The organism is Comamonas terrae (genome assembly GCF_001544075.1).
Classification (GTDB): Bacteria; Pseudomonadota; Gammaproteobacteria; order Burkholderiales; family Burkholderiaceae_C; genus Comamonas; species Comamonas terrae.
The window spans coordinates 14,470-32,870 of the sequence record NZ_BCNT01000016.1 but is presented as its reverse complement, the minus strand read 5'-3'; the positions used below and the strand labels follow the sequence as shown (position 1 = coordinate 32,870).

The following is an 18,401-nucleotide window of genomic DNA, read 5'->3' as shown; positions in this document are numbered from 1 at the left end:
TCGAGCCGCCACTTCAGCCCCAAGGAACCGCCCTGGGCAAAGCATGGCGGAGCACCACTGTTGCCGAGTTTGGAACGCTGTATTTCAGCGCGCGCCCCTATTCATGCAGCGGCCCGGCATCTACATTCCCACGGTCCTGCCATCGTCCGAAAGAATCCGGACGCAGCGGCTTCACATGGTTCATGGAAAACCGCCATGGTTTGCCTGAACAAGCGAGCAGCTCCAATCCCGTCAATACAAACAAAGAAAATCTCATGGTCGCCACCACATCCCCGCACCTTCGTCGCCTTGCTGCCGCCGCTCTGCTGCTGGCCGCAACTGCAGCACATGCAGACTCCGATCGTTCCCTGGGACTCTATGCAGAGGGCGGCATTGCTCCGCATGGCCAGGGCGACACCTATTCCTTGGCGCTAGGCGTTCTGGTTCCCTGGGCGCCCGTCGAAGCATTGCGCAATGGCCCCTGGTCCTTCCACTGGGATCTGTATGCCAGCGATTGGAATGCCCCCCTGCAAACCGGTGGACGCCGCAACTATGCGCAGATCGGAGGCATCGCGACTTTCCGCTACCGCTTCGGCGCAAGCAGTTCCCCCTGGTTCGCCGAAGCCGGCCTTGGCGGCACGATGATGCATCGCGTGTACCACACCAGCACGCACGATTTCAGCACCGCCTTCCAGTTCACCGAGGTGCTGGGCCTGGGCTACAGCTTCGGCGCACAGCGGGAGCACGAGCTGTCGCTGCGGCTGCAGCATTTTTCCAATGCCGGCATCAAGGAGCCCAACCCCGGCGAAAACTTTGTACGCCTGCGTTACGCCTACCGTTTCTGATACCAGGCGTCCGTTTCATTGCATGGCCTTTTTCGCATCTGCAATGGCTGGGGCGGGAATTCCGGCAGGCCGGCCCACCTGACCACTGCCGGGGCAGTCCGAGCGAGAATGAACGGATGTTTCAGTTCCCGAACACAGGCACGCCTCTCTGAACATGGATATCAATCTCATCAGAAATTTCGTCGAGGTGGTGGATGCCTGCAGCCTCAGCGAGGCGGCGCGGCGCCGTGATGTGACCCGCTCCAAGGTCAGCAAGGAACTGAAGGCGCTCGAGGCCTCGCTCGGCACCCGGCTGCTGCACCGCTCGACCCGCAGCATTGCGCTGACCGAGGCCGGCGAGGTCCTGTACCAGCATGGCCGCAACATCATCGAGCAGGTCGAGGCCGCCCGGGGCTCGATCGACGCACTGCAGCACGAGGTGACGGGAACCGTGCGGCTGAGCATCCCCACCGGACTGGGCGAGCTGTACCTGGCCGAGATGCTGCTCGAGTTCCGCAAGCTCCATCCGCAGGTGCGCATCCGCGTGCTCTTCTCCAACCGGGTGAGCGACCTGATGGGCGCCGAGATCGACATCGCGGTGCGGGTGGCGAGTGCGGTGAACGAGCAGCTGGTGGCCCGGGATCTGGGAGCGGTCGAGACCGCGCTGTATGCGAGCCGCGATTTCGCGCGTGCGCATCGGTTCAGGCAGCCCGCCGACATTCCCCATGGCGTGCTGCTGACGCCACCGGGCGATGGCAAGACCTACACCATCACCGTCAGCAACCATTCGCAGGACATCCAGCTCCACTGCGAGCCCTATGTCACCAGCGAGCATTTCCCCTTCCTCAAGCATTCGATGATGGCGGGCTGCGGCGTGGCCGCACTGCCCCGCTACATGGTCATCGACGAGCTGCGCGCGGGCACGGTGCAGCGAGTGTGCCCGGACTGGCGCGTGTCCGGGCTGGGCGACAGGCTCTACATCATCACGCTGGCCAATCGCCGCCCGCCGCATGCGGTCAAGGTCATGACGGAGTTCCTGCAGGCGCGGCTGCGCAGGTTCGTGGAGTGAGCCGGCCGCCGGCTCACTGCTCCAGCGCGATCCGGTTGTCGGCAATCACCTTGCGCCACATGGCGCTGTCTTCCTTCAGGAAGGCGTCCAGCTCCTGCTGGGTCTGGGGCTTCCTGCCCGCCAGGTACTGGGCGTTGAGCGCCGCGATGAACTCGGGCTTCTGAACGACCGCATCGACGGCTGCCTTGAGCCGGGCGCTGGCCACAGCGGGTGTGCCCGAGGGAACCGCCACGCCGAACCAGGTGGCTGCCTTGAAGCCCGGGAACCCCGATTCGGCGATGGTCGGCGTATCGGGCAGGAAGCTCGAGCGCACCGGAGCGGTCGTGGCGATGGGCACGAGCTTGCCCGCCTTGATCTGCGGCAGCGAGGTGCCCACCACATCGACCATGAGCTGGGTGTCGTTGGACATCAAGGCCGTCAGCGCCGGCGCGCTGCCGTTGAAGGGGATGTGCGTGGCCTCCACGCCCAGACGGCTCTTGATGAGCTCCGTGGTCAGTTGCAGCGGATTGCCCAGGCCTATGGAGCTGTAGTTGAGACGTCCGGCATGGGCCTGGGCATAGGCCTTGAGCTCGGCCACATTCCTGATGCCGGTCTGGCTGTTGGTGACCAGCACCAGCGGCGCCTCGGCCAGGATGTTGGTCAGCGTCAGGTCCTTGGCCGGCTCGTAGCTGAGCTTTTTGTACAGCAGCGGATTCAGCACCATGCTGGCATTGCTGGCCAGCAGCAGCGTGTAGCCGTCCGCCGGTGCGCGGGCCACGGCCGAAGCCGCGATCATGGTATTGGCGCCCGGCTTGTTCTCGACCACCACCGGCTGCTTGATCTCCGCCGACAGGTGGGTGGCCAGCGTGCGCGCCAGCAGGTCGGCCGAGCCGCCCGGCGCATACGGGGCCACCAGCTTCAGCGGCTTGCTGGGATAGTCGGCCTGGGCGGGGGTCTGGGCATTCGCCAGGGATACCAGGCCGGCCAGGGCCAGGCAGAACAGGGTTTTCTTCATGAGGTGTTGTCTCCTTGGGTTTCTTGTCGGGCTGGCTACACCTTGCGCTGCTGCGCGCCCCAGAACTGGTCGCGCAGCCTGCGCTTGGCGATCTTGCCGTTGTCGTCGCGCGGCAGGGTGCGGAACTCCATGCTCCTGGGCACCTTGTAGGCGGCAAGCCGCTGCCGGAGCCAGGCCTTGAGCTCGCCGGCCAGCGCGGGGCCGGCATCGGGCGATTCGACCAGGGCGAGCAGGCTTTCTCCGTACTCCGCGTCGGGAACCCCCAGCACCGCGCAGTCCGAGACCGAGGGATGCTTGAGCAGCTCGTTCTCGATCTCGGCCGGGTAGATGTTGACCCCGCCCGAAATGACCAGGTCGGAGTCCCGGTCGCAGACATAGAGGAAGCCCTCGTCGTCGAGGTAGCCCATGTCGCCCAGCGTCACCAGGCCGTCCCGGTCTATCTTGCGCCGCGCCTCCTCGTTGCCCTGGTAGCTGAAGTCGGCATAAGCCGGCTGGCGCACATAGATCAGCCCGACTTCGCCGGCCGGCAGCGGCGCCCCCTCCCTGTCGAGGATGCGCACCTGGGCGTCGAGCAGCGGCCGGCCCGCGCTGCCGGGATGCGCCAGGGCATCGTGCGCATCGATGAAGGTGACCAGGCCGGCTTCGCTGGAGGCATAGGTCTCGTTGATGACCGGCCCTAGCCATTCGATCATGGCCTTCTTGATGTCGGGCGCGCAGGGCGAGCCCGTGGAGGCGATGAAGCGCAGCGACGACAGGTCGTACCGCTCGCGCACCTCGCGGGGCAGACGCAGCAGGCGCACGTACATGATCGGCACCATATAGGCCGTGTCTATGCGGTGTTCCTGCACCAGCCGCAGAAAGGCTTCCGGGTCGAAGCGCTGCTCCAGCACCACCAGCTCAGACAGCATCAGCGCGTTCTGGAAATACAGGCTGGGCGCGCTGTGGTAGATGGGCGCGGCCAGCAGCGTGCGCGCGCCTTCGCGCAGGCCGTAGGCGGTTTCCACCAGCTGGCGGTTCAGGGCCTGGCGGGCCGGCAGCTCCTCGACCGGCACCGCGAAGCGCACCACTCCCTTGGGCCGCCCCGTGGTGCCCGAGGTATAGGCCATGTGCCCGCGCGGCGACACGAACGGGCCGTCATAGGGCTGCTGCCGTGCCAGCCAGCGCTCGTAATCCAGCTCCTCGCTGCCGGCACCGACGACCAGACGCGGAATGGTTGCGTCCAGCGGCTGCTGCAGTCCGTCCAGCAGGGACTGGCTGGTGATCAGCGCCTTGGCGCCGCTGTCGCGGAGGATGAAATTGATCTCGGGCGCGGTGAAGTGCCAGTTCAAGGGACAGTAGCTCATGCCGCCTATGCGGCAGGCATGCACCACGTCGGCATATTCGAGGCCGTTGCGCAGGTGCACGGCCACCACATCGCCGGCCTGCAGGCCCATGGCGCGCAGGCCCTGGGCCAGGCGGCTGCCGCGGCTGTGCTGCTGCCGCGCGTTGGTCTCGGTGCCCTGGAATAGCAGGGCGGAAAGGGGTTGCGGCGCCTGCATCATGCCGCCCTCCCCGGCTGGTTGGCGCTGATGGCCTGCTGCTTGGCCCGGGCCCAGTCCTCGTCGCCCCAGCGCTGGTATTCGGTGAAGTAAGCGCCGTTGGCCAGCGCATCGCCGCCATCAAGCGTGATGGTCTGCCCGTTCAGCCAGCCGTTGCCCGGCGCCAGGATGAAGGCGGCCAGGTTGCCGATATCCTCGCCCGTGCCCAGGCGCCGCATGGGGTTGTCGGCCTGGCGCCGCGCGGCCGAATCCTCGTTGCCCTGGATGCCGGGCCGCAGCCGGCTGCTCGCGCCCTGGGTGGGAATGACGCCCGGCGCAATCGCATTGCAGCGGATGCCCTTGGGGCCCCATTCCACGGCCAGGGACTTGGTCATCGCGTCCAGCCCGGCCTTGGACATGGCCGAGGGCACGACGAAGGGCGCGCCCGTGTCCACCCAGGTCACCACGATGGACAGCACCGCGCCCGGCAGCCGCTGCGCGATCCACTGCCTGCCCACGGCCTGCGTGACATAGAACGTGCCGCGGAACACGATGTCGGAGATGGCATGGAAGCCGTTGACGCTGAGGTCCTCGGTGCGGCTGACGAAGTTGCCCGCCGCATTGTTGACCAGGGCCGTCAGCGGGCCGTGGTTCTGCCAGAGATCTTCAATGGTTTGCTGCACGGCCTCGGGCGAGCGGATGTCCAGCGCATGCGCGAACGCGGCCGCGCCGAAATCGGCCTTCAGCTGCGCGGCCGCGGCTTCGACCACGTCGAGCCGGCGGCCGCACAGATGGATTTCCGCGCCCAGCGAGGCCAGCTTTCGCGCCATGGCCAGCCCGAGGCCGGTGCCTCCGCCCGTGATGAGAATGCGCTGGCCGGCATACAAGTCCGGTTGGAACATGCCTGTCTCCTTGTTGGTACAGGCACACTGTAAAGACCGAACTGTTTCTCAGAAAGCCACGTCTTGGACGCAGCTTGTTTCCTCCATGGCTACAAAGCACTAGCCAGGGTCGCTGTCTCGTGCTTACAGACATGGAATCTGCTTGGCACGGGCAAAACAAAAGCCCTCTTGAATCAAGGATTCAAGAGGGCTTGGTATCTGGTGGGTGATACATGGATCGAACATGTGACCCCTGCCGTGTGAAGGCAGTGCTCTACCGCTGAGCTAATCACCCGCATGTCTTGGCGACAAGACCGCGATTATGTCACAGATTGGCAGCTTCGCCTTCGAACTTGCGCCATGCGGTTTTGCCGCCGCTGGATTTGTCCATTTGCACGAGCACATCTTCATGGGCTTCCAGCTCCTGCGCATTGGCGCGCACGATCTGCAGTTTGAAGCTACTCAAGTCCACCACCGGCACGACAGGCCCGCCCGCATCGCTTTCGGCCGGCTCATCGACCATGAGCAAGGCATCCTGGCCGCGCGTGAGGTTGATGTAGACATCGGCCAGCAGCTCGGCATCCAGCAAGGCGCCGTGCAGGGTACGGCCGGAATTGTCCACCCCCAGGCGGTCGCACAGCGAATCGAGCGAATTGCGCTTGCCCGGATACAGCTCCTTGGCCATGACCAGGGTGTCGATCACGCCGGACACGCATTCCTTGAGCGGCGGGCGCCGGGCCAGCTTGAGCTCGTTGTTCAGAAAGCCCAGGTCGAACGGCGCATTGTGGATGATGAGTTCCGCACCTTGCAGATAGGCCCAGATCTCGTCGATCTTCTCCTCGAAGCGCGGCTTGTCCTTCAGGAACTCGGTGGTGATGCCGTGCACCCGCAAGGCGTCAGGATGGCTGTCGCGGCCTGCGTTGAAGTACAGGTGCAGATTGTTGCCGGTGAGCTTGCGGTTGACCAGTTCCACACAGCCCAGCTCGATCAGGCGATCGCCGTCGGCCGCCGACAGGCCCGTGGTTTCCGTATCCAGAACGATTTGGCGCGACATTCAATTTTTCTCCATTACCTACGGCGCTAAGCCAAATTTGCCCAAAACTGGCACTGGCCCGTCTCAGAACTGCCAAGCAAGGGCCGCCCCGCAGCGATGGCAGTGTCCCCCTCCCGATGCAACGCATCGAGAGAGGGGGAAGCGGCGCAGCCGCTCAGGGGGTGTCAATGATTCTCTTTCGCGTGATTGATGGAGTACTTGGGGATCTCCACCGTCAGATTTTCCCGCGCAAGAATGGCCTGGCATGACAGGCGCGACTGGGGCTGCAGGCCCCAGGCACGGTCGAGCAGATCCTCTTCTTCCTCCTCGGCTTCGTTGAGCGAGTTGAAGCCTTCCTTGACGATCACATGGCAGGTCGTGCAGGCACAGCTCATGTCGCAGGCGTGCTCGATGTTGATGCCATTGTCCAGCAGGGCTTCGCAGACCGAGGTGCCGGCTGGGGCTTCGATCTCGGCACCATTGGGACAGTATTCAGCGTGGGGAAGAATTTTGATGATGGGCATTGCTTGCTACTCGATTTGTATCAGTTAACCAGGGCTGAGGGCACCGTTCGCACTCCGAAACCGGCACTGCGCAATGTGCGCAGTGGCCGGCAAGGGCCGCCGTCCCGCGCGGGGCAGGACGCGCAGCTTCGCGGTCATATGGACTGCACGTTCTTGCCGGCCAGGGCCCGCTGGATGCCGCGGTTCATGCGTTCCGCCGCAAAGGCCTCCGTTCCCTTGGCCAGGGCCTGCGTGGCATTGTCGATGGCGGTGGCATCGTCGCTCGTCTGGATGGCGCGCAAGGCGTCCATCAAGTCGTCGATGGCCTGGCGCTGTTCGGCACTCAGCACGTCGCCGTCGGCTTCCAGCGCGCTCCGGGTGGCCAGCAGCATGCGGTCGGCCTCCACGCGCGCCTCGACCAGGGCACGGGCGCGCATGTCTTCCTGGGCCGTGGCAAAGCCGTCCTGCAGCATGCGGGCGATCTCGTCGTCCGACAGGCCGTAGGATGGCTTGACGTTGATGTGCGCTTCCACGCCGCTGGTCTGTTCCTTGGCGCTGACCGACAGCAGGCCGTCGGCATCGACGGTGAAGGTCACGCGGATGCGCGCGGCACCGGCCGCCATGGGCGGAATGCCGCGCAGCTCGAAGCGCGCCAGACTGCGGCAGTCCTGCACCAGGTCGCGCTCGCCCTGCACCACGTGGATGGCCAGCGCCGTCTGGCCGTCCTTGTAGGTGGTGAAATCCTGCGCCCGTGCCGTGGGGATGGTCTCGTTGCGAGAGATGATGCGCTCCGCCAGGCCGCCCATGGTCTCCACGCCCAGCGACAGCGGAATCACGTCCAGCAGCAGCAAATCGCCGGCCGCATTGTTGCCGGCCAGCTGGTTGGCCTGGATGGCGGCGCCCAGCGCCACCACCTCGTCGGGGTTGAGATTGGTCAGCGGCTCGCGGCCGAAGAAATCGGCCACCGCCTGGCGCACCTGGGGCATGCGCGTGGAGCCCCCCACCATGACCACGCCCTTGACCTCGTCGCGGGCCAGTCCGGCATCTTTCAATGCACGGCGCACGGCGGCCAGGCTTTTATCGGTTAAGTGAGCAGTAGCCGCGCTGAAATCCTCACGTTTGACATCAAAGGATACCGAACCCGTGGATAGATCTGCGGTGAATGCTACGATTTCCGAATCGGTCAGCGCCTGCTTGCAGCTGCGTGCCGCAAGGCGCCAGACCGCCTTGTCCGCGGCGGTCTGCGGCTCTATGCCCAGCTGCTCGGCCACCCACTGGCCCAGCGCATCGTCGTAGTCGTCGCCCCCCAGGGCCGAATCGCCGCCCGTGGCAATGACTTCGAACACGCCCTGGGACAGGCGCAGCACGGAGATGTCGAAAGTGCCGCCGCCCAGGTCGTACACGGCATAGACGCCTTCGGAGGCATTGTCCAAGCCGTAGGCAATGGCCGCCGCCGTGGGCTCGTTGATCAGGCGCAGCAGATTGATGCCGGCCAGCTTGGCCGCGTCCTTGGTGGCTTGGCGCTGGGCATCGTCGAAATAGGCGGGCACGGTGATGACGGCGCCGTACAGCTCGTCATCGAAAGTGTCCTCGGCGCGAAAGCGCAAGGTGGCCAGGATTTCCGCGCTGACTTCCACCGGCGTCTTCACGCCGTCCACGGTTTCGATGGCGACCACGCCGCGGGCCTGGCTGTCTGCCGCAAACTGGTAGGAGAGTTTTTGCGGCGCCTCGATATCGGACAGGCTGCGGCCCATGAAGCGCTTGGCCGAGCTGATGGTGTTGGCCGCATCGCCGGCCTGGTTGAGCCTGGCTTCGAAGCCGATCTGGCGGCGGCCGCCCGGCAGATAGCGCACCACGGAAGGCAGCAGCACGCGGCCTTCGTCATCGGGCAGGCATTCGGCCACGCCGTTGCGCACGGCGGCCACCAGGGAATGGGTCGTGCCCAGGTCGATGCCCACCGCAATGCGCCGCTGGTGCGGATCGGGGGATTGGCCGGGCTCGGAAATCTGCAAAAGCGCCATGGAAATTCTTTTTTTGGAAGAGACGGGCCGGCGGGGCTGGCCCTTTCAGAATCAGTTCAGGATCAAGGCACCTCGATGCACTGGCATGGAGGCGCTGCCGAGGCTTATTGTCCCAGCTGATCGCGGCGGCGCTCTATGTCCTGCGCAAATCGCGCAACAAACATGAGGGCTCTCACCTGCTGCACGGCAGCGGCGGCATCGTGCGCCTCGTCCAGCAAGCGGCCGCACTCGGCCAGCATGCCCTGCTTTGCCTGCAGCATGGCGTCGTCCAGCGCATCCAGCTCCTTTTGCGTGCTCGCCTCTTCCAGCGCCTCGCGCCATTCCATCTGCTGCATCAGAAAGCTGGCGGGCATGGCCGTGTTGTCCTCGGCCCTCACCGGTGCGCCGTTCAATTCGCACAGATAGGCCGCGCGCTTGAGCGGGTCCTTGAGGCGCTGGTAGGCCTCGTTGATACGTACCGACCATTGCATGGCCACACGCTGCGCTGCGGCGCCCTGGGCCGCAAAGCGGTCGGGATGCGCCTCCCGCTGCAGCTCTTTCCATCGGGCATCGATCTGGCTGCGCTCCTGGGCAAACTGGCGCGGCAGCGCGAACAATTCAAAGTCGTCGGATTGCAGATTCATGGCATTAAAAAGTGGCTCCCCACGCTTCCCGCTGCGCGTGGTCGCTGCCCCTTCGAGAGGGGGTGTTTTTCATCTTGGGGCGGCCCGGCGATAAAAAACCGCCTGCAGCAGGGCTGCGGCGGTGATGGTTGCCAGGCATCGGCACGGAGGGCGCGATGCACGTCAGAGACGCCGAGCAAGAGCCGCCCTGCGGCGGCTCAGCGAACTAAATCCTGAAGCTTTCGCCGCAGCCGCAGCGGTCGCGCTCGTTGGGGTTGTGGAACTTGAAGCCTTCGTTCAGGCCTTCGCGCACGAAGTCCAGCTCCGTGCCGTCGATATAGGCCAGGCTCTTGGGATCCACCAGCACCTTGATGCCGTGCTCCTCGAACACCACATCGTCGGGCTGGGCCTCGTCCACATACTCCAGCTTGTAGGCAAGGCCCGAGCAGCCCGTGGTCTTGACCCCCAGGCGCACGCCTATGCCCTTGCCGCGGCGCGACAGATAGCGGCTCACATGACGGGCAGCCGCCTCAGTCATCGAGATGGCCATTGCTTACGCTTCCGCAGGTGTGCGCTTGGCACGGTAATCGTTCACTGCAGCCTTGATGGCGTCTTCGGCCAGGATGGAGCAGTGCACCTTCACGGGCGGCAGGGCCAGCTCTTCGGCGATCTGGCTGTTCTTCAGGGCTGCGGCCTCGTCCAGGGTCTTGCCCTTGACCCACTCGGTCACGAGCGAGGAAGAAGCAATGGCCGAACCGCAGCCATAGGTCTTGAAGCGCGCATCCTCGATCACGCCGGTTGCCGGGTTGACCTTGATCTGCAGCTTCATCACGTCGCCGCAGGCCGGCGCGCCCACCATGCCCGTGCCCACGGACTCGTCGTTCTTGTCGAACGAGCCCACGTTGCGGGGGTTTTCATAGTGGTCAACAACTTTGTCGGAGTAAGCCATGGTGTCTACCTCTTAACTTTCTGATCTGTACTTAGTGTGCAGCCCATTGAATAGTGCTGAGGTCGATGCCGTCTTTGTACATCTCCCACAGGGGGCTCAGTTCACGCAGCTTCGCCACGTTGGTGCGGATGGCTGCGATCGCGGTGTCGATTTCTTCTTCGGTGGTGAAGCGGCCGATGGTCATGCGCAGGCTGCTGTGGGCCAGTTCGTCGCTGCGTCCCAGGGCACGCAGCACATAGCTGGGCTCCAGGCTGGCCGAGGTGCAGGCCGAACCCGAGGAAACGGCCAGGCCCTTGATGCCCATGATCAGCGACTCGCCTTCCACGAAGTTGAAGCTCATGTTCAGGTTGTGGGGCACGCGGTGCTCCAGGTCGCCGTTGACGAAGACCTGCTCCATGTCCTTGAGGCCGTCGAGCAGGCGCTTTTGCAGGCGCGCTGCATGCTCCAGGTCCTTGGCCATTTCTTCCTTGGCGATGCGGTAGGCCTCGCCCATGCCCACGATTTGGTGCGTGGGCAGCGTGCCCGAACGCATGCCGCGCTCATGGCCGCCGCCGTGCATCTGTGCTTCCAGGCGCACGCGGGGCTTGCGGCGCACATACAGGGCACCGATACCCTTGGGGCCATAGGTCTTGTGCGAGGCCAGGCTCATCAGGTCGATGGGCATGGTCTGCATGTCCAGCGGCATCTTGCCCGTGGCCTGGGCTGCATCCACATGGAAGATGATGCCTTTTTCGCGGCAGATGGAGCCGATGGTGTTGAGGTCCTGGATGACGCCGATCTCGTTGTTCACGGCCATCACGCTCACCAGAATGGTGTCGGGGCGGATCGCGGCCTTGAAGATGTCCAGATCCAGCAGGCCGTCTTCCTTGACGTCGAGATAGGTCACCTCGAAGCCCTGGCGCTCCAGCTCGCGCATGGTGTCCAGCACGGCCTTGTGCTCGGTCTTCACGGTGATCAGGTGCTTGCCCTTGCCCTGGTAGAAATGGGCTGCCCCCTTGATGGCGAGGTTGTCGGATTCGGTGGCACCGCTGGTCCAGACGATTTCGCGCGGATCGGCGCCGATCAGGTCGGCCACCTGCTGGCGCGCCTTCTCGATCGCCTCCTCTGCTTCCCAGCCCCAGGCATGGCTGCGCGAGGCCGCATTCCCGAAGTGCTCGCGCAGCCACGGAATCATGGCGTCGACCACACGAGGGTCCACGGGCGTCGTGGCGCCATAGTCGAGATAAATGGGGAAGTGCGGGGTCATGTCCATGACTGGCTCAATCTAGTTTTCGGCTGACAAATCGTGAGGATCGACGGGCTGTTGCCCATCCGGGCAGGACGATATGCCGCACAGCCATGCATATCGCGCTGTCCTGTACTTGTTGGAAAGGCTGCCTTCAGAGGCAGCCGCGAGCCCATGGCTCGGGCCGGCCCCGGATCAGGACTTGGCGAACGCGTTGCCCAGCGCAAACACCGAGTTCGGTGCGTTCACGCGGATGGGCTTGACCACGGGCGCCGTGGAAATCGCGCGACGCACCACGGGCTTGTCCTCGATCTGGATGCCCTTGGCCAGTTGCTCGTCCACCAGCTTCTGCAGGGTCACGGAGTCCAGAAACTCGACCATGCGCTGGTTCAGCGCGGCCCACAGCTCGTGCGTCATGCAGCGGCCGGCCTCGCCCAGGCAGTTTTCCTTGCCGCCGCACTGCGTGGCGTCGATGGGCTCGTCCACGGAGACGATGATGTCTGCCACGGTGATGTCGGCCGCCTTGCGCGCCAGGGTGTAGCCGCCACCGGGGCCACGGGTGGATTCCACCAGCTCATGGCGACGCAGCTTGCCGAACAGCTGTTCCAGATAGGACAGCGAAATTTGCTGACGCTGGCTGATTGCGGCCAGCGTGACAGGGCCATTGTTCTGGCGCAGGGCCAAGTCAATCATGGCGGTGACCGCAAAACGGCCTTTGGTTGTGAGACGCATTACGAGCTCCTTGTCAGGATTGTTCGTTACAGAAACGCTTGCTTGGCTACTGTTTCCAAGTCGAGCACAGTCTCCGCCCTTACTCCGTCCTGTAATTAGGTTCAGAGCCCTTCGTGAGGGGTTCTTTTTGTTGAGTGTTTAGCAGGAGTATAGCACATTCCCCATTAATTTGGTCGGGTAACCGTTCGCAACTTTTAAAAAAGAGTCACTATGCGAGCTGGACCCTGCCTGCACAGGCCCACGATCAGGGGGCCGCGCCGAACAGCTGCTCCTTGAGGTGCGCCAGCTGATCGCGGATACGCGCCGCCTGCTCGAACTCCAGCGCGCGCGCATGCTCCAGCATCTGCTTTTCCAGGCGCTTGATTTCCCGGGCCACATCCTTTTCCGACATGTCTTCCACGCGGGCACGCTGCAGGGCCTGGGCCTCGATGCGCTCGGCCTCCTTGCTGCTTTTCTCGCTGTAGACCCCATCAATCAGGTCTTTCACCTTCTTGACAATCTGCTTGGGAACAATGCCGTTGGCTTCGTTGAACGCCACCTGCTTGGCACGCCGCCGCTCGGTCTCCCCGATGGCCTTCTTCATCGAGTCCGTGATGCGGTCCGCATAGAGAATGGCCTTGCCGTTGATATTGCGCGCCGCGCGGCCTATGGTCTGGATCAGGCTGCGCTCGGCGCGCAGAAAGCCTTCCTTGTCGGCGTCGAGGATGGCCACCAGCGACACTTCCGGAATATCCAGGCCTTCGCGCAGCAGGTTGATGCCCACCAGCACGTCGAAAGCGCCCAGGCGCAGGTCGCGGATGATTTCCACGCGCTCCACCGTGTCCACGTCGGAGTGCAGATAGCGCACCTTGACGCCGTTGTCGGTCAGGTACTCGGTCAGCTGCTCGGCCATGCGCTTGGTCAGCGTGGTGATGAGCACGCGTTCTTCCTTTTCCACGCGCTGGCGGATTTCCTGCAGCACGTCGTCGACCTGGTGGATGGCAGGCCGCACTTCGATCTCGGGGTCCACCAGACCCGTGGGCCGCACCACCTGGTCGACCACCTTGCCCGAATGCGTCTTCTCGTAGTCCGCCGGCGTGGCCGACACAAAGATCACCTGGCGCATGCGCTGCTCGAATTCCTCGAACTTCAGCGGCCGGTTGTCCAGCGCCGAAGGCAGGCGAAAGCCATATTCGACCAGCGTGGTCTTGCGCGAGCGGTCGCCGCTGTACATGGCGTTGAGCTGGCCGATCATCTGGTGGCTCTCGTCCAGGAACATGATGGCATCGCGCGGCAGGTAGTCCGTCAGCGTGCTCGGCGGCTCGCCGGGCGCCGAGCCCGAGAGATGGCGCGTGTAGTTCTCGATGCCCTTGCAGTGCCCGACTTCGGTCAGCATTTCCAGATCGAAGCGTGTGCGCTGTTCCAGGCGCTGTGCCTCCACCAGCTTGCCCATGCCCACCAGCTGCTTGAGCCGTTCGTCGAGTTCGAGCTTGATGGTTTCCACGGCGGCCAGCACCTTGTCGCGCGGCGTCACATAGTGGCTGCTCGGGTAGACGGTGAAGCGCGGAATGTTCTGACGCACCCGGCCCGTGAGCGGATCGAACAGCTGCAGGCTCTCCACCTCGTCGTCGAACAGCTCGATGCGCACGGCCAGTTCCGAGTGCTCGGCAGGGAACACGTCGATGGTGTCGCCGCGCACGCGGAAGGTGCCGCGCCCGAAATCCGTATCGTTGCGCTGGTATTGCATGCGGATCAGCTGCGCGATCACGTCGCGCTGGTTCAGACGGTCGCCCGCGCGCAGCGTCATGATCATGCGGTGGTAGCTCTCGGGCTCGCCGATGCCGTAGATGGCCGAGACCGTGGCCACGATGACCACATCGCGCCGCTCCATCAGGCTCTTGGTGCACGACAGGCGCATCTGCTCGATGTGCTCGTTGATGGCGCTGTCCTTCTCGATGAACAGGTCGCGCTGGGGCACATAGGCTTCGGGCTGGTAATAGTCGTAGTAGCTGACGAAGTACTCGACCGCGTTTTTCGGGAAAAACTCCCTGAACTCCGAGTACAGCTGTGCGGCCAGGGTCTTGTTCGGCGCGAACACGATGGCCGGCCGCCCCAGTCGGGCGATCACGTTGGCCATGGTGAAGGTCTTGCCCGAGCCCGTCACGCCCAGAAGCGTCTGGAATGACTCTCCATCCTCTATGCCTTCCACCAATTGCGCGATGGCTGCGGGCTGGTCGCCGGCCGGCGGATAAGGCTGGAACAGCTCGAAAGGCGAATCCGGAAATTGCACGAAGCGGCCTTGCGGCGCAGCAGTCATATCTTGTTCTTGCATGATGTCATGTCCATGGCGCATAGGTTGGCGCGGAGTAGAATGGCAGACCAACCCTCAAGCCTAACTCAGTCACTGGCGCAGTAGTTGGGGGTGACCTGACTTATTTCCATCCCTCAAGGATTTTTCATGTCTCTGTTTACCGCCGTCGAAATGGCCCCCCGCGACCCCATCCTGGGTCTGAACGAGCAATTCGCTGCCGATACCAACCCCAACAAAGTCAACCTGGGCGTGGGCGTGTACTTCGACGACAACGGCAAGCTGCCTCTGCTGCAATGCGTGCAAGCCGCAGAAAAAGCCATGATGGACAAGCCCACGGCCCGCGGCTACCTGCCCATCGACGGCATTGCCGCCTATGACAACGGCGTCAAGGCCCTGGTGTTCGGCGCGGAATCCGACGTGGTCCAGTCCGGCCGCGTGGCCACGGTACAGGCCATCGGCGGCACGGGCGGCCTGAAGATCGGCGCCGACTTCATCAAGAAGCTCAACCCCAGCGCCAAGGTGCTGATCTCCGACCCCAGCTGGGAAAACCACCGCGCCATCTTCACCAACGCGGGTTTTGAAGTCGGCTCCTACCGCTACTACGACGCCGCCACGCGCTCGGTCAACTTCGAGGGCATGCTGGCCGACCTGAACGCGGCCGCTGCCGGCACCGTCGTGGTGCTGCACGCCTGCTGCCACAATCCCACCGGCTACGACATCACTCCCGCCCAGTGGGACCAGGTGGTTGCAGTGGTCAAGGCGAGGAACCTGATCCCCTTCCTGGACATGGCCTATCAGGGCTTCGGCCACGGCATCGCCGAGGACGGCGTGGCCATCGGCAAGTTCGTGGCTTCGGGCATGAACATCTTCGTGTCGACCTCGTTCTCCAAGAGCTTCAGCCTGTACGGCGAGCGCGTGGGCGCCCTGTCCGTGGTCTGCAACGACAAGGAAGAAGCGGCGCGCGTGCTGAGCCAGCTCAAGATCGTCATCCGCACCAACTACTCCAACCCGCCCACCCATGGTGGCGCCGTGGTGGCCGCCGTGCTGGGCAACCCCGAGCTGCGCGCCCTGTGGGAAAAGGAACTGGGCGAGATGCGCGTGCGCATCAAGGAAATGCGCCAGAAGCTGGTGGACGGCCTGAAGGCCGCCGGCGTGAAGCAGGACATGAGCTTCATCACCAGCCAGATCGGCATGTTCAGCTACTCCGGCCTGTCCAAGGACCAGATGGTGCGCCTGCGCACCGAGTTCGGCGTGTACGGCACCGACACCGGCCGCATGTGCGTGGCCGCGCTCAACAGCAAGAACATCGACTACGTCTGCCAGTCCATCGCCAAGGTCATCTGAGGCGAGATCCATGGACATGGGCCTTGCACCATGTCCCTGCAAAAAGACCAACGGATTGAAAGTCCGTTGGTCTTTTTTTATCTGCGCTTCTCTATTGATAGCTGCCTGCGCCCGTTTTCAATAGATTTCGACAATAAACCATTTCAAATTACTTGAATGGGGCGCGCAAACAGCTATCGAAACCAAAGCAAACCGTCAGCCCGACATGCCCCAGGCGGCAGAGCGCATGGAAAGCGAGCCGTACTGGAACCCATGGTTGAACACACGCGGCGCCTCATCCTCGTGCACTGCGCCAGCCGCATACAGCAGCGGCAGGTAGTGGTCATGCGTGGGATGGGACAGGCGTGCCTGCGGGCCCCAGTCCAGGAAGTTGGCCAGATCCGCCAGATTGCCGCCGTCCCAGCGCTGCTGCACCTCGGCGTCGAACTGCTGCGCCCAGTCGTAGGCCTGGTGGCTGGACTCCAGGTCGCGGCGGATCGCACGCAGGTTGTGCACCACGTTGCCGCTGCCGACAATCAGCACGCCGCGCTCGCGCAATGCCCGCAATTGCCGGCCCAGCTCGAAATGCCGCCGCGGCGCCAGTGCATAAGGCATGCTCAGCTGGATCACGGGAATGTCGGCCTCGGGGAACATGGGCTTGAGCACCGACCAGCTGCCGTGGTCCAGCCCCCAATGCTCGTCCAGCCGCAGCGTGCTGCCGTCCGCCGGTGCATGCAGCTCGGCCGCCAACGCCTTCGCCACGGCCGGCGCGCCCGGCGCCGGATATTGCTGGGCAAACAGCTCCTGCGGAAAACCGCCGAAATCATGGATGGTGCGCGGCCGGGCCATGCCCGTCAGCGTCCAGTCGGATTCCGTGAGCCAGTGCGCCGAAATGCACAGAATCAGCTGCGGACGCATTCCCTTGGCCAGCAGCTCCCGCCCCAGCGCCTGCCAGCTGTCGCGCCAGGCATTGTCTTCAATCGCATTCATAGGACTGCCATGGCCCAGGAACAGCACGGGCATGCGCGGCGAGGGCTGCAGGCGCTCCAGCAGGGAGTGCGGCAAAGGAGAGGAAGAAGCTGAAGTCATGGAATAAGCCAATAAAGCCCCGGAAGCGGCCAGCACGCCGGCCGCCCCCGCAAGCACAACACGTCGGCGCATAGTATGGGTGGATGAATATTTTCGGCCGAACTGCAAGAACCGCGGCACTGCCAGATTGAGAGGGAACCACTCGATGGACAGCCTGGCCGGCGGTAAAGTTCCTCCAGCAGCCTTCTTCGGCAATCTCCCGCTTCCTCGACCATGACCCAGTACGACCGGCCCGCCTCAACCCTGCCTCCCTACTCCTCTCTTCAGCCGCTGGAGGGCGTGCGCATTCTCAGTCTGGCCCTCAACCTGCCGGGACCTGCGGCCCTGTGGCGCTGCGCCGGCATGGGCGCCCAGTGCCGCAAGATCGAGCCCCGGGCAGCCGACAGGCACGATGGCCTTCCGGAGCGTACGGCCGATCCCATGGAACGCTACAGCGCCCAGGCTTATGACGCCATGCATCATGGTATCGACGTGCTGCAAATGGATCTTAAAAGCGAAACAGGACAGCAGCAGCTCCATGAAGTGCTGGCTGGAACCGATGTCCTGCTGACCTCGTTTCGCCCTGGCGCACTGGCCAAGCTGGGCCTGGCCTGGGAGCGGCTGCAGGCGTTGCATCCACACCTTTCCATGGTGCGCATACTGGGCAGCACAGGCCCCGATGCCGATATACCCGGCCACGACCTGACCTACCAGGCCGAAGCGGGGCTGGTGCAGTCGCTGCAGATGCCGCCCAGCCTGTTTGCCGACATGGCCGGCGCCCTCATGGCCAGCGAGGCCGTGCTGCAATGCGTGCTGGCCAGCCGCCGCAGCGGGCATGGCCTCCTGCATGAGGTGGGCCTGGCCCAGGCGGCCCACTGGCTGGCCCTGCCGTGGCAATGGGGGCTGACACAGCCGCACGGAGACGTGGGTGGAGCCCATGCGGGCTATCGCATCTATCCCTGCGCGGACGGCATCATCGCGGTGGCCGCGCTGGAGCCCCATTTTGCCCAGCGCCTTTGCGCAGCGGCGGGGATGGGCGAAGCGGCCGTCGACATGCGCAGCCCCGCGACCCATGAAGCCATCGCAGGCTTCATGCGCATCCATAGCTGCCAGCAATTGCAGGCCCTGGCTGAACAACACGACATACCGATGCACCCTCTTGCCCAATGAAATGTGGAATCCATCGCGCGGATTCGATTGAATAATCGAATAAGACAGGCACCACTGATTAATTCGCATACCAACCAATAATATTTTTTGCCGCAGTGCAAGAAAGCATTGGGAAATACGGCAAGGCCACGGACGATTATGGAAGGGATAACTGCCTCAAGCCCATGGACTTTGCCAATGGCTGATATCTCCCTCGTTTTCAAAACATATTTTCCGTCTGC

Annotated in this window: 17 protein-coding genes and 1 tRNA gene; 4 read left to right on the top strand and 14 right to left on the bottom strand. The window is 63.9% G+C overall.

All coding sequences use genetic code 11. The annotated features are described in order from the left end of the window. Positions 1 to 182 precede the first annotated feature (182 nt). Positions 183 to 824: an acyloxyacyl hydrolase gene (locus Cte04_RS17710; RefSeq protein ID WP_245633427.1), complete on the top strand. Its 642-nt coding sequence runs from the start codon at positions 183 to 185 to the stop codon at positions 822 to 824. A 154-nt stretch (positions 825 to 978) separates the two neighbouring features. Next, positions 979 to 1,872: a LysR family transcriptional regulator gene (locus Cte04_RS17705; RefSeq protein WP_066481479.1), complete on the top strand. Its 894-nt coding sequence runs from the start codon at positions 979 to 981 to the stop codon at positions 1,870 to 1,872. 13 nt (positions 1,873 to 1,885) lie between these two features. On the opposite strand, the gene Cte04_RS17700 is transcribed toward Cte04_RS17705, so the two are convergent. The 13 genes from Cte04_RS17700 to uvrB all read right to left on the bottom strand — a co-directional run bounded on the left by Cte04_RS17700 (position 1,886) and on the right by uvrB (position 14,640). Then, the gene (locus tag Cte04_RS17700; protein ID WP_066481476.1) at positions 1,886 to 2,866 is read right to left on the bottom strand and encodes a Bug family tripartite tricarboxylate transporter substrate binding protein; all 981 of its coding nucleotides are present in this window, start codon (positions 2,864 to 2,866) and stop codon (positions 1,886 to 1,888) included. Positions 2,867 to 2,901: 35 nt separating this feature from the next. Then, the gene (locus Cte04_RS17695) at positions 2,902 to 4,407 is read right to left on the bottom strand and encodes an AMP-binding protein (RefSeq protein ID WP_066481474.1); all 1,506 of its coding nucleotides are present in this window, start codon (positions 4,405 to 4,407) and stop codon (positions 2,902 to 2,904) included. After that, positions 4,404 to 5,285, bottom strand: coding sequence for an SDR family oxidoreductase (locus Cte04_RS17690; protein ID WP_066481470.1), 882 nt, complete (start codon positions 5,283 to 5,285; stop codon positions 4,404 to 4,406). The genes Cte04_RS17695 and Cte04_RS17690 overlap by 4 nt, the downstream gene beginning before the upstream one ends. A 199-nt stretch (positions 5,286 to 5,484) precedes the next feature. Beyond that, a tRNA-Val gene (locus Cte04_RS17685) sits at positions 5,485 to 5,559 on the bottom strand. Between the two features lie 30 nt (positions 5,560 to 5,589). Beyond that, positions 5,590 to 6,318: a DNA polymerase III subunit epsilon gene (gene dnaQ / locus Cte04_RS17680; RefSeq protein WP_066481462.1), complete on the bottom strand. Its 729-nt coding sequence runs from the start codon at positions 6,316 to 6,318 to the stop codon at positions 5,590 to 5,592. A gap of 164 nt (positions 6,319 to 6,482) precedes the next feature. Next, positions 6,483 to 6,821 (bottom strand): ISC system 2Fe-2S type ferredoxin, encoded by a 339-nt coding sequence (gene fdx, locus Cte04_RS17675; protein ID WP_066481454.1) that lies wholly within the window; start codon positions 6,819 to 6,821, stop codon positions 6,483 to 6,485. 134 nt (positions 6,822 to 6,955) lie between these two features. Further along, positions 6,956 to 8,821 (bottom strand): Fe-S protein assembly chaperone HscA, encoded by a 1,866-nt coding sequence (hscA, locus tag Cte04_RS17670; RefSeq protein ID WP_066481451.1) that lies wholly within the window; start codon positions 8,819 to 8,821, stop codon positions 6,956 to 6,958. A 104-nt stretch (positions 8,822 to 8,925) separates the two neighbouring features. Then, positions 8,926 to 9,444, bottom strand: coding sequence for a Fe-S protein assembly co-chaperone HscB (gene hscB, locus Cte04_RS17665; RefSeq protein WP_066481448.1), 519 nt, complete (start codon positions 9,442 to 9,444; stop codon positions 8,926 to 8,928). Between the two features lie 205 nt (positions 9,445 to 9,649). Continuing rightward, entirely contained in the window at positions 9,650 to 9,973 is a 324-nt protein-coding gene (gene iscA / locus Cte04_RS17660) for an iron-sulfur cluster assembly protein IscA (protein ID WP_066481446.1), read from the bottom strand. Positions 9,974 to 9,976: 3 nt separating this feature from the next. Next, positions 9,977 to 10,372: a Fe-S cluster assembly scaffold IscU gene (gene iscU / locus Cte04_RS17655; RefSeq protein WP_066481445.1), complete on the bottom strand. Its 396-nt coding sequence runs from the start codon at positions 10,370 to 10,372 to the stop codon at positions 9,977 to 9,979. 31 nt (positions 10,373 to 10,403) lie between these two features. Further along, positions 10,404 to 11,624, bottom strand: coding sequence for an IscS subfamily cysteine desulfurase (locus tag Cte04_RS17650; protein WP_066481444.1), 1,221 nt, complete (start codon positions 11,622 to 11,624; stop codon positions 10,404 to 10,406). A gap of 168 nt (positions 11,625 to 11,792) precedes the next feature. Continuing rightward, complete coding sequence (iscR, locus tag Cte04_RS17645; protein ID WP_066481443.1) at positions 11,793 to 12,329, bottom strand: Fe-S cluster assembly transcriptional regulator IscR; 537 nt, start codon at positions 12,327 to 12,329, stop codon at positions 11,793 to 11,795. A gap of 244 nt (positions 12,330 to 12,573) precedes the next feature. Further along, positions 12,574 to 14,640, bottom strand: coding sequence for an excinuclease ABC subunit UvrB (gene uvrB, locus Cte04_RS17640; RefSeq protein ID WP_066481789.1), 2,067 nt, complete (start codon positions 14,638 to 14,640; stop codon positions 12,574 to 12,576). 126 nt (positions 14,641 to 14,766) lie between these two features. Between uvrB and Cte04_RS17635 the strand changes: the two genes are divergently transcribed. Next, positions 14,767 to 15,963 (top strand): amino acid aminotransferase, encoded by a 1,197-nt coding sequence (locus Cte04_RS17635; protein ID WP_066481441.1) that lies wholly within the window; start codon positions 14,767 to 14,769, stop codon positions 15,961 to 15,963. 195 nt (positions 15,964 to 16,158) lie between these two features. Here Cte04_RS17635 and ygiD read toward each other — a convergent pair whose 3' ends face one another. Then, the gene (ygiD, locus tag Cte04_RS17630; RefSeq protein ID WP_245633426.1) at positions 16,159 to 17,031 is read right to left on the bottom strand and encodes a 4,5-DOPA-extradiol-dioxygenase; all 873 of its coding nucleotides are present in this window, start codon (positions 17,029 to 17,031) and stop codon (positions 16,159 to 16,161) included. A gap of 213 nt (positions 17,032 to 17,244) precedes the next feature. Here ygiD and Cte04_RS17625 point away from each other — a divergent pair, with 213 nt between their 5' ends. Next, positions 17,245 to 18,180 carry a CoA transferase gene (locus tag Cte04_RS17625; RefSeq protein WP_066481436.1) on the top strand — a complete coding sequence of 312 codons (936 nt, stop codon included), beginning with the start codon at positions 17,245 to 17,247 and terminating at the stop codon, positions 18,178 to 18,180. The last annotated feature ends 221 nt before the right edge of the window (positions 18,181 to 18,401 follow it).